Source organism: Capnocytophaga cynodegmi DSM 19736 (assembly GCF_000379185.1).
In the GTDB taxonomy this organism is placed as follows: domain Bacteria; phylum Bacteroidota; class Bacteroidia; order Flavobacteriales; family Flavobacteriaceae; genus Capnocytophaga; species Capnocytophaga cynodegmi.
The window spans coordinates 22,389-34,003 of record NZ_KB900703.1 but is presented as its reverse complement, the minus strand read 5'-3'; the positions used below and the strand labels follow the sequence as shown (position 1 = coordinate 34,003).

The 11,615-nt window shown below is 34.1% G+C and carries 9 protein-coding genes; 4 read left to right on the top strand and 5 right to left on the bottom strand.

Annotated elements, in window-relative coordinates; translation table 11 throughout:
• The 5 genes from YW9_RS13650 to YW9_RS12940 all read right to left on the bottom strand — a co-directional run bounded on the left by YW9_RS13650 (window position 1) and on the right by YW9_RS12940 (window position 4,472).
• Complete coding sequence (locus YW9_RS13650) at window positions 1–501, bottom strand: hypothetical protein (RefSeq protein ID WP_231555510.1); 501 nt, start codon at window positions 499–501, stop codon at window positions 1–3.
• 1 nt (window position 502) lies between these two features.
• Window positions 503–1,087, bottom strand: coding sequence for a Holliday junction branch migration protein RuvA (gene ruvA, locus YW9_RS0100140; RefSeq protein WP_018278143.1), 585 nt, complete (start codon window positions 1,085–1,087; stop codon window positions 503–505).
• Between the two features lie 244 nt (window positions 1,088–1,331).
• On the bottom strand, window positions 1,332–2,258 hold the full coding sequence (locus tag YW9_RS12285; RefSeq protein WP_018278142.1) for a formylglycine-generating enzyme family protein: 927 nt from the start codon (window positions 2,256–2,258) through the stop codon (window positions 1,332–1,334).
• 269 nt (window positions 2,259–2,527) lie between these two features.
• On the bottom strand, window positions 2,528–3,442 hold the full coding sequence (locus tag YW9_RS12280; RefSeq protein ID WP_018278141.1) for a formylglycine-generating enzyme family protein: 915 nt from the start codon (window positions 3,440–3,442) through the stop codon (window positions 2,528–2,530).
• Window positions 3,443–3,824: 382 nt separating this feature from the next.
• Window positions 3,825–4,472 carry an SPFH domain-containing protein gene (locus YW9_RS12940; RefSeq protein ID WP_167933603.1) on the bottom strand — a complete coding sequence of 216 codons (648 nt, stop codon included), beginning with the start codon at window positions 4,470–4,472 and terminating at the stop codon, window positions 3,825–3,827.
• A 776-nt stretch (window positions 4,473–5,248) separates the two neighbouring features.
• On the opposite strand from YW9_RS12940, the gene YW9_RS0100120 reads away from it, so the two are divergent.
• From YW9_RS0100120 to mnmG, 4 genes are all read left to right on the top strand, one after another.
• The gene (locus YW9_RS0100120; RefSeq protein ID WP_167933602.1) at window positions 5,249–7,936 is read left to right on the top strand and encodes a hybrid sensor histidine kinase/response regulator transcription factor; all 2,688 of its coding nucleotides are present in this window, start codon (window positions 5,249–5,251) and stop codon (window positions 7,934–7,936) included.
• 52 nt (window positions 7,937–7,988) lie between these two features.
• Window positions 7,989–8,399, top strand: a complete 411-nt coding sequence (gene ybeY, locus YW9_RS0100115; protein ID WP_018278138.1) for an rRNA maturation RNase YbeY — start codon at window positions 7,989–7,991, stop codon at window positions 8,397–8,399.
• Window positions 8,400–8,429: 30 nt separating this feature from the next.
• On the top strand, window positions 8,430–9,080 hold the full coding sequence (locus YW9_RS0100110) for a GDSL-type esterase/lipase family protein (protein ID WP_018278137.1): 651 nt from the start codon (window positions 8,430–8,432) through the stop codon (window positions 9,078–9,080).
• A gap of 530 nt (window positions 9,081–9,610) precedes the next feature.
• Window positions 9,611–11,482, top strand: coding sequence for a tRNA uridine-5-carboxymethylaminomethyl(34) synthesis enzyme MnmG (mnmG, locus tag YW9_RS0100100; protein ID WP_018278135.1), 1,872 nt, complete (start codon window positions 9,611–9,613; stop codon window positions 11,480–11,482).
• Window positions 11,483–11,615 lie beyond the last annotated feature (133 nt).

Sequence of the window (11,615 nt, the reverse complement as noted above, 5' to 3'; positions counted from 1 at the left end):
TTAATGCCAATCAATATGTGATTTTATTTTTGCCAATAAAACAGATGTTTGACGACTAAATAGATTGAAATATGTTAGTGCTGTGTCATAATCTTCATAAATGCCGATAATGTCATTATGGTCATAATCGAATAATTTATCCAATGGATTTTGAAAAACACAATATTTATCATTTAATCTATTACAACTCACTCTTTTCTCTATTCTTGGAAAATTTAGTTTTGTGTTCTCTAAATAACCTATTTTTTGACATATCAAAAGAGACGTATAGCCTAAACGCATTGTGGCGTTATAATAAACCTCATTTTCTTCTAAATTATCATATAAATAAGAATATCGCTCAAATTTTCTGTTGGTTAGGTACAAGAAATCTCCTTCTTTTGTATCTACGCTGAAAGGATTATTATTTGTTGATACTTTTCCTTTTACTGCATCACTTACAAACATTACTTGTTCAGTATACCTACTGTGACTTAAGACAATTGATTCTAAATTTATCATTTTATAAATTCTTTAATGCTTGTTTGATGATTTCTTCTACAGAAATTTCTCCCGAAGCTGATTTCACAATTTTGTCCACTACTTTTTCGGATTGTTTTCGGGCAAATCCCAAAACTTCTAATGCGGCAAGAGCTTCTTCTTTATTTGTATTTGGAGTAGTAAGTGAAACATCTTCAAAATCCTGAAGTTTGACCATCTTTTCTTTCAAATCTAAAATTACACGTTGGGCTGTTTTTGCTCCAATTCCTTTAACAGATTGAATGCTAACTACATCGCTATTTATGATAGCACTCCGTATATGAGAAGCTGTAAGTGATGAAAGCATTGTACGAGCTGTGTTTGCTCCAACTCCTGAAACAGATAGTAATAAAACAAAAATTTCTCGTTCCGCTTTGGTTGAAAAACCATAAAGCGTATGAGAATCTTCCTTGATTTGCAGATGTGTGTATAGTTTAATAAATTCACTATTAGGTAGTGATGAAAAAGTATGTAGTGTAATGTTTACAAAATACCCTACTCCACCACAATCTATAACAACATAGGTGGGATTTTTTTCAACGAGTTTTCCTTGTAATTGAGTAATCACTTTACAAATTCTGAATTTAATTTCAAACTGAACCGCTAAGGTATGAAATATATTTTTAAGCAGAAATATTTTTAATAAAAACGATTTTTTTTTATGATTTAATCCTAAAAATTTAACAATATACTATGGAAGAAATTTTTTAAATATAAAAATCATTATATTCTTTAACATAAGAAAAGTTGAGGGAAATAAAAAAAGTCTCAACAAAACTATGTTGAGACTCTTATTTATATTTAAAGCTATACTATTTTGCAGGGAAAGCAACACGGAATCCTATGTTTCCTTGTCCACCACGAGCAACGTAAGCTCCGCGATTAGCAATACGGCACTTATCTTTTAGACAAGTGTAGCTTGCCCCACGCCGAACACGATAAATTCCATTTTCAGGACCCGTAGGGTCTGTCTGGTCAGCACTTGAGTAACTTCCATACCAATCAGCAGTCCATTCCCAAACATTTCCATTGACATCGTGTAACCCTAATTCATTAGCTTTTTTCTCTCCAACAGGGTGTAAAACACCACCTGAATTAGCTCTGTACCAAGCATAATCATCTATATTATTACCACTACCATCTTCATCTGCAAAAATACCATCTTGGTTTACTTTCTTACTTCCACCTCTTAAAATGTATTCAAACTCAGCTTCAGTAGGTAATTTTCCTCCTACCCACTCAGCATACGCTTTTGCACCATACCAAGAAACAAGTGTTACAGGATGATTTTCTTTCCCAGTTGTTACAACAAAAGTATCTCCTTCTTGCTTAATATCTTTACCTTGGTACCATTTCTTTTTATCTTCAATTTGATTTCCTTTTGCTGTTAGGAATTTAGCATACTGAGCATTGGTGATTTCGTACTTACTTACTTTAAAATCACTTACTGTTACCTTGTGTTGAGGTCTTTCGTCCCACTGGCTTTCCTTGTCTTTAGTTGGGCTACCCATTATGAAGCTTCCTCCCTCAACAAAAACAGCATCCAATTCCTTAAGGAAAGGGTTCAATGTTTCTGTACCTGGCGTTTGAGGTGATTCAGTTTTAGGCTCTTGCACTCCTTCTATTGGCTTTTGTGTTATTTCCTCATCTTTTTTGTTACAACTAACCAGCGAAATTGTAACTAGAGATATTGTTGTTGCTAAAATACTTTTTGTTAGCTTTACAATGTTTTTCTTCATAAGTAAATAGTATTGAGTTATTAATAATTAATAAATTAGTAGTTAGTGAAATCAATTTTCAAAAACATTAATTTTAATGGGGCAAAGTTACAAATTAATTTTACATTAAAGACGACTTAATCATAAAAAAGATGTAAACTTTCAATGAAAAAAGTTAAAATGTTTAAAATATGCACTCGAAAGTCCTTTCTTATTGCTTTTACGATAAGTTACAAATGCCTAAATCACAAATTGTTGTAAGAAAACATTCACTTTTTCAATTAATTTTTTTATTTTACGTCAAAAACCACACGAAAACCTAAATTGTGACGTACTCCATTAGGAGCTCTACTACTCCGATTTGCTGAACGATTGTTGTGTGATGTACAGAAAGCACTAGCACCGCGCCGTGAGCGAGCTTTGCCTTTAGCGGGACCTTTAGGGTTTGTTTTGGCTTCTTTGGAATAAGGAGCATACCAATCTGCTGTCCACTCCCATACATTTCCACTCATATCATATATTCCCAACTCATTTGGTTTTTTCTCTCCTACATTGTGTAATCGTTGCCCTGAATTTCCTACATACCAAGCTACTTCGTTGATGTTGTTACTTCCGCTCCAAGTGTAGCCTTTACTTTTTTTACCTCCTCTTGCTGCATATTCCCATTCAGCTTCTGTTGGTATTCTTCCTTTTACCCAAGAGGCATAAGCTACGGCTCCATTCCAGCTAACGAATCGTACAGGTATTTTACTCATTCCCTTTTTAGGAGTGAATACTTTTCCTTTTATTTCAAAATCTGTTCCCTGATACCATTTTACACCATTTTCAGTCTGATTTCCTTTTGCAGACAGAAATTTAGCGTATTGTTCATTGGTGATTTCGTACTTAGTGATTTTGAAACTTTTGAGGGTTACTTTGTGTTGTGGACGTTCATCACCATCGCCCGAACCAGCAGGGCTACCCATTAAAAACGTTCCTCCTTCCACAAAAACCAAATTTGAGTCCTCAGGTTTGGAGATAGCTTCTCCAGAATTTGATAGCCCTTCTCCTGAAGAAGATGAATTTGTGATAGGATTAATTAAATCTTCCTGTTCTTTTCTGCAACTTGTTAGTGAAACGATTGCAATAATTACTGTTAAAAAAACAAGTTTGAGCAGAATTTGTTGGTGAATTAAACCTTTTTGAGTGAGTTTAGTATTTTTCATTACTATATTTGAGTTGATTTATTTTTGTTATTAGGTTTCATTCCAATCAAATGAAAGTCATTCTGTTGATAGTATATGTTTTCAAACATCTTCTTATTCGGGGCAAAAATATGAATAACTTTTACACAAAAAATTTTTTTTCAAAAAATTGATACACAATTAGAAATAAATTAACACTCTGATACAATGTGTTTTATAAAATAATTAATATATATGATTGATAGTCAGTATCTTGACTTGCTATTTTGAAGAAATAAAAATCAAGTATAAGAAGCGTATTATAAGGTTCATATTCTACAAAAAAAGAAGATACACTTAGGTATCTTCTTGAATAGTGAATTAAAATATTGTTTAAAAAGAATGGATTTTAAATTGTACTTTTTTAATTTTTGTAAACGATAAATTTCTCAATTTGAAAATCATACAGAACAATATCGTAATCTAAAAGGTCATTTTTGAGGTAAGGCATTAATTTGTCAGAAAAATTCTGGGGCTCTTTCACTATACTAAGTAAATCAACTCCTGATGTTTCTAAAAAACTTCTAAATCTTCTAATAATGAAGTTGTTAAACCATCTTTCCTGAGAATCAACTTCTTGGTCTTTTATCAAATTTTCTATAAAAGCAGAAGGATTCGGCTTTACGCAAAAACTATAAGTACCTGAAGTTTCGATAGCTACAGACTTCAGTTTATCGTCTTCGAGAGGAAAGGGATATAACGTTGCCCAGTTTTGATTGTTAAACGTAGCAGTATTGATGAAATAAACCTCTGCTTCAAATGATGAGTTGTGGTTGCATTTCCATCCCTTCATTGTTGCAAAAATTGGCATATTAGATGCTACTAATTTGTGCTGTCCACACCCATAAATATCAGCTAATCTTCCTCCACTTACCAAAGCTGCGATTTGTGTTTTATCAACAACAAGCTTCGCTCCGTTCTTTATCGTAGCAGGAGATGAAAAAATGTTCCATAATTTGTTTTCGTTCTCTGTGCATTTTATTACATCAATGTTTCGATGTAAAAATTTCAATTCGAGAGATTTAATTTTACCAAGCAAATCCATAATTCCGAAAATATTAGTTAATAAACGCCCAGACAGCCAACGATTGTGAACTGAAACTACCAGACACAACCTTGAACTTATCTATGCAATGTGAAAATCAATTTCTATAAAAAAAACGACTCAAATTTGAGTGCCAATCTCTCGGTACAAAACTACCCCAATCAGTAATCAAACTCTTGTAAAAAATTTAATTTTATTTGTATAAATCACGCATTAACATTTCAAAAATTTGTACAAATCACGCATATTTCATATGTAAGTTATTTGTAATCAATTATTAATGAATACAAGTCAAGCTCATAAACTGAGCCTTAATAAGCAAGATAATCGTGTTATTTATGTATGAGAAATTAATAAAATCGAAGTCTTTTTGAATTTGAAAAACTATCAATGTTTCTATTGCTAAACTATATTATAGTTGGAAAAATTTTACAAGATAGCTCTGTTGATTTTGAATATGTTCAAACAGAATATATTTATTCTGTAAATCAGCGAAAAACGCGTTATATTTTTTTGTTAAATTCCATAAATTATTCAAGTATATTACATAATTTTGTCACCTATTTAATTTTGAACCTATGGAGATTTTCTTTAATAAAGGGAAGCCATTTTTCTTGCTATGTGTTTTTATATTTTTCAATGCTTGTTCCCCTAAAAAGGAAGAAGTAAAAAAAGATGATTTAAAAAAAGAATATTCGGAAATACTAAATAGTTTTTCAAAAAGGGAGGATTCTTTGCAAATTATGCTTCATAAGCAAATTGATGCAAAGAATGATGTTGGTGTGATGTTATCATATAAGTATCTTGGAAAAAATCAGAGGGAAAATGCAAAGTTCTCTGAAGCGATTGAATCTCACCAAGAATATTTAGAACTTGCTTTAAAAATAAAGGATACAGTTGAAATTATTCAGGCATTCAATGATTTAGGTACTGATTTTAGACGCATAGGAGCGATGTCTGAGGCTTCAAACTACCATTATGAAGCACTTCGGTATGCTGATGCCTATTCTGATGTGAAAAATAGTGGTAGAAAGGCTCGTGTAATGGCTTTAAATGGAATAGGAAATATTAGCCATCAGCTTGGCTATTTATCTGATGCTGAAAGATATTTTCGTGAAGCCCTTGCAGAAGAAACAGCATTGAAAAGCGACTTAGGACAAGCAATAAATTATGCAAATATAGGTTCTGTGTTTAGAAGTCGACAAGAATATGACTCCGCAAGAGTGTATTATCAACATTCATTGGAAAAGAATATTAAAGCTAATTCAGAAGTAGGTATAGGATTGTGCTACATTCATCTGGGAAATTTATATAGAATTGAAAAAAAATTCAATCTTGCAGAAAAGGAATATCAAAAGGCGTATGATTTAATGGAGAGTTTTGCAGACAGGTGGCACTGGCTTAATGCTTGTGTTGCTCTTGCAACCATATATCAGGAACAAGGTAGCTTTGAGAAATACACGAAATACGTTCAACTTGCTGAGAAAGTCGCAAACCAAATTGGGTCGATGGGACATATTTCCGAGATAAATATGTTAAAGTATAATCAGGCAATAAAACAACATAATTTCCGAGATGCACTAGAGAGTTACAAGAAAAGTATGGTAATGAGGGATAGTGTTCAGGGAATCAGAAATACAAATCATTATATGGATTTGCGTGTAAATTATGAAAGAGAACAAAATACACGCAGACTTAAGCAAGTTGAGGCTACAAATATTATAAAGGAAAGGGAAAAGCAATTCATATTGAAAATAACTTGGGCGATAATTCTGGTAAGTATACTTATATTAGGACTTTTATATTATGCGTATTATCAACGTGCGGTGAGTAATCGTATACTCAAAAATCTTGAAAAAGCAAGAACAGAATTTTTTACAAATCTCACTCACGAGTTCAGAACACCATTAACTGTAATTCAGGGGCTTAACCGCCAGCTACAAAGCAGAAAAGACCTTTCCGAAAAAGAGAAATCAAAATTTATGGAGTCTATCGCTCGGCAAAGTAGCAATTTGCTCAATTTGGTTAATCAGCTATTGGATATTACAAAACTGAAAAGTGGAACTGAAAAACCAGAGTGGAAAAGAGACGATATTGTTCCTTACCTGCAAATGACGGCAGAAACTTTCCGATTATATGCTGAGGAAAGAAATATAAATCTGATTTTTTACACCGATGTAGCCAAACAAGAAATGGATTTTGTGCCTTTCTACATAGATAAAATAGTCGGTAATTTACTTTCCAATGCTATTAAACATACTGAAGATGGCGACAAGATTGATTTCATTGTGGTAAGAGGTTCAAAACCAAATACAATTATCATTCGTGTCATTGATAATGGAGAGGGAATTCCAAAAGAAGAATTAACAAACATTTTTGATTTGTTTTATCAAAATCCGAATGCAAGAAATACTTCAGGAACGGGTATTGGGTTGGCGTTTACGAAAATGTTGGTTGAAAAGATGCACGGGAAAATTACTGTGGAAAGTGAACTTGGAAAAGGAACAACATTTACTGTCACATTGCCACTGAGAAACAGAAATTTGAAAGATATTTCGAGTATAAAAACTATCAAAAAAGAATTAATGGCTCTTCCAAATACTCCAAAAGATGAAATTGAAGAAGAGGTAATAAATAGTGAGAGTATAAAACATAGTGAATTACCTAAAATATTGGTGGTAGAGGATAATAAAGACGTAACCTTGTATATAAAGTCTTTATTAGAGGCAAATTATACTATTATTACAGCTAAAAATGGAAAAGAAGGTATAGAATTGGCTGAAAAATGTGTACCCGATTTGGTTATTACAGATGTTATGATGCCTGTTAAAAATGGATATGACTTATGTAAGGAAATGAAAGACAGCGTGTTATTAAATCATATTCCTATCATTATGCTCACTGCAAAAACTTCGGAACAAGACCGCCTACAAGGTTTGAAATATGGAGTGGAAGCCTACATACAAAAACCTTTTTCCTCCAAAGAACTATTAGTTTGGGTGAAAAATATCTTGCAAAACAGGAAAGTACTGAAGGAGAAGTATTTAAGCGTTATTGAAAGCGGTAATCCTCAACATCACTTACATAATGATGAAAACCTAAAATTTTTGCAGAAAGTAATTAAAATCATTCATTCTGAGATGAATAATCCTGATTTCAATGCCGCTTTTGTAGCAGATAAAATGTCAATAAGTCAATCACAATTAAGCAGAAAACTCAATCAGATAACGGGATTTTCAACATCTTCATATATTCTCAAGGTAAAACTTAATAAAGCCAAGAAAATGCTTCACAACACATCAATCACTTTAGGTGAAATAGCAGACCTTTGTGGGTTCTATGATTCGAGTTATTTTTCGCGAGTATTTAAGAAAGAATTTGGCACTACACCGAGTCAGTATCAAAAAAATGTTGCAATGAATGTGAAGTAAATCAATATTATGAAGTATTTTTGTGTTTCATTCCATAAATCAAATATTTTTTATGATAACATTTAATTACGAAACTGAATTTGAGCTTCCTGAGCAAGAAACTGTTTTTCAAGTGTGGATTGAAAAAATTATCGCTTCCGAAGAAAAGGAATTGGGTGAATTAAATTACATCTTTTGTGATGATAATTATTTGCACCAAATCAACGTGCAATATCTTGACCACGATACACTTACCGATATTATTACGTTTGATTATACGGAAGAGCAAACCATTTCGGGGGATATTTTCATTTCGGTAGAACGGGTCGCAGATAACGCAAAAGATTTCAATGTTGATTTCCAAACCGAACTATTACGAGTGATGGCTCACGGGGTGTTGCATCTGTGTGGCTATAAGGACAAATCCGATGCTGAAAGTAACCAAATGCGAAGCAAAGAAGAGGAAAAAATGCAGTTATTTTGAAGGAAACTCAACTATTTAAACTGAATAACAATGAAAAAAGTAATTATTTTTTTAGCCGTAATGCTCTCATTTACTGCTTTTTCACAAGAGCAAAAACATTCACATTTTTATTACCAACGTGCCGATTTTTTCGACAAATTTCCTATCACATCGAAAGATATTGTCTTCTTGGGCAATAGCATAACTAACGGATGCGAATGGGCGGAACTTTTCGGAAAGAAAAACATAAAAAATAGGGGAATTAGTGGCGATATTTCGCAAGGAGCTTATGAAAGATTGGACAATATCGTAAACGGAAAACCCAAAAAAATATTTCTGTTGATTGGTGTCAATGATATTGCCCGAAAAATTCCAACAGTAATCACTTCACAAAACATTGAAAAAATTGTGATGAAAATTCAACAAGTTTCTCCAAAAACAAAAATTTATTTGCAAAGTGTTTTGCCCGTAAATGCTGATTTTAAGATGTTTGAAAATCATCAACAGCCTGAAAAAATACACGAACTTAATGCCGAAATTCAGCGAATTTGTCAGAAATACAAAGTTACTTATGTGGATTTATATTCACACTTTATCCTACCGAATACTGACAAACTAAATCCTGAATACACCAACGATGGACTTCATCTAATGGCGGAAGGATATTTGCTGTGGAAGAAAATCGTTTTGCCTTATTTGTAAAGAGGTTAAGTGGTTAGGAATCAATGACATTTTTAGAGCTTAGTTCTTTTTCTCCAAATTATTGTATTTTTGCAACCATTTGTAAAGTAATTAATACAATTTTTTGAAAAGAATTGTCTTTAACTAAGTTCACACTGATAAAACGTCTGTATCGCTGAGCATAGTCGAAGCGTTTCGGACGTTTTGTCAAACTAACAAAAAGAGAGAATGTGTCCTTATCTTAATTAAAAAGCTGTCAGAATGTTTGAAAAATTAATCTGTCAACTTCAAAAAATCGAAGAGTGAGTCCAAAAAGAGTTCCGTTGAGTATAAAAATCACTCCGTTGAGTTGAAAAAACCAAAAGTGAGTTGAAAAAGCATCATAGAATCCAAAAAAATAGTAATAATATATCAAAAACACGTGTAAATAAGTCAAATAATCTAAAAAAAATAGAACGAAATCACTAAAATGCATAAAGTATTAAGCAAAAAAACTCAAAAATCACAAGTATCTATTGCCTAATGCCTTTTGCTCAAAGCCAAATAGAAATATGTTTCAAGAAAAATATGACGTTATCGTAGTGGGTGGCGGACACGCAGGAGCCGAAGCTGCCGCTGCTGCTGCCAATATGGGAGCGAAAACCTTGCTCATCACAATGCAATTGCAAAATATAGCACAGATGTCGTGCAACCCAGCGGTGGGGGGCATCGCCAAGGGGCAAATCGTTCGTGAGATTGACGCTTTGGGTGGATATACAGGTATCATCACCGACAAAACTGCCATTCAGTTCAAAATGCTCAACCAATCGAAAGGTCCTGCGATGTGGAGTCCTCGAGCTCAGTCTGACCGAATGCGATTTGCCGAAGAATGGCGTCTGCAACTCGAAAGATTGCCCAATCTCGACTTCTATCAAGATATGGTTTCCGACCTCATTATCGAAAATCATCAGGTAAAAGGCGTAAAAACCTCTTTGGGAATTCCTATTTATTCCCAAACTGTGATTCTGACTAATGGAACTTTCTTAAATGGAGTTATTCATATAGGAATGAAGCAGTTAGGAGGCGGAAGAGCCGGTGAAAAGGCTTCCAAAGGGATTACCGAATGCCTTGTTTCTCACGGATTTGAATCAGGAAGAATGAAAACAGGAACGCCACCGCGTGTGGACAGTCGTTCGCTTGATTATTCCAAAATGATTCCCCAACCCGGCGATGAAAATCCTGAGAAATTTTCCTTTTCGGAAGAAACACAACCGCTTCAAATTCAGAAGGATTGTTATATGACCTACACCAGCGAGGAAGTACACGACTTGCTCCGCACAGGATTTGACCGCTCACCGATGTTCAATGGGGCAATCCAAGGCGTTGGACCGCGTTATTGCCCATCAATTGAGGATAAAATCAACCGATTTGCCGACAAAGACCGCCATCAGATTTTCGTAGAACCCGAAGGTTGGAACACGGTGGAAGTCTACGTAAACGGATTTTCGACATCGCTTCCAGAAGAGGTTCAGTTTGAGGCACTTCGTAAGGTGGAAGGCTTTGAGAATGTGAAATTCTTCCGACCAGGGTATGCCATTGAGTACGATTATTTTCCACCAACGCAACTCAAACATACGTTGGAGACAAAACTTGTTGAAAATCTGTATTTTGCAGGACAAATCAACGGAACAACGGGCTATGAAGAGGCTGCCGCACAAGGAATTATGGCAGGAATAAACGCTGTACAGAAAATTCGTGAACAAGAACCTTTCATTCTGAAACGAAATGAGGCTTACATCGGTGTTTTGATTGATGATTTGATTACCAAAGGAACGGAAGAACCTTATCGAATGTTCACCTCACGAGCAGAATATCGTACTCTTTTGCGACAAGATAACGCCGATGCACGACTTACGCCTCTTGGTTTTTCATTAGGATTGGCATCGCAAAAACGAATGGACGTTTTGGAAAGAAAACAAGCAAAAACCAATGCTTTTGTGGAGTTTTTTAAGGAAACGAGTATCAAACCTGAAGAAGCGAACCCGATTTTGGAAAAATACGACTCGTCTCCAATGAAACAAGGCGACAAGATGTTCAAAGTACTTTCGCGTCCGAACATTACCATTGCCGATTTGCAACAATTGGAGGGCGTAAAATCATTCGTAGAAGCTAATGAAATTGATAAAGAAATCATTGAACAAACGGAAATTGAGGTAAAATACGCAGGGTACATTGAAAAAGAAAAGAACAACGCCGACAAACTTAACCGCTTGGAAGACATTCGCATACCTGAAAACTTCAATTACGATAAACTGACATCTATTTCGTTTGAAAGTCGTGAAAAACTGAAAAAAATCCGTCCGACAACCCTTTCGCAAGCCTCACGTATCAGCGGCGTTTCCCCCGCAGATATCAGCATTTTGTTGGTGTATATGGGGAGGTAATATTTGTGAATATTAAGAAAAAACTATATTCTTACAAAAGCATTAGTACACCAAATAGTGCTATATCTGTAAACATAATTTTTAATTGAAGAGTGTAAAATTTCAATGTATATAGAATTTACTTTCTTTTAGT

Coding starts and splice junctions, on each gene's coding strand:
- YW9_RS13650 (WP_231555510.1), bottom strand. CDS start 501: ATGATAAATTTAGAATCAATTGTCTTAAGTCACAGTAGGTATACTGAA.
- YW9_RS12285 (WP_018278142.1), bottom strand. CDS start 2,258: ATGAAGAAAAACATTGTAAAGCTAACAAAAAGTATTTTAGCAACAACA.
- YW9_RS12280 (WP_018278141.1), bottom strand. CDS start 3,442: ATGAAAAATACTAAACTCACTCAAAAAGGTTTAATTCACCAACAAATT.
- YW9_RS0100120 (WP_167933602.1), top strand. CDS start 5,249: ATGCTTCATAAGCAAATTGATGCAAAGAATGATGTTGGTGTGATGTTA.
- ybeY (WP_018278138.1), top strand. CDS start 7,989: ATGATAACATTTAATTACGAAACTGAATTTGAGCTTCCTGAGCAAGAA.
- YW9_RS0100110 (WP_018278137.1), top strand. CDS start 8,430: ATGAAAAAAGTAATTATTTTTTTAGCCGTAATGCTCTCATTTACTGCT.
- mnmG (WP_018278135.1), top strand. CDS start 9,611: ATGTTTCAAGAAAAATATGACGTTATCGTAGTGGGTGGCGGACACGCA.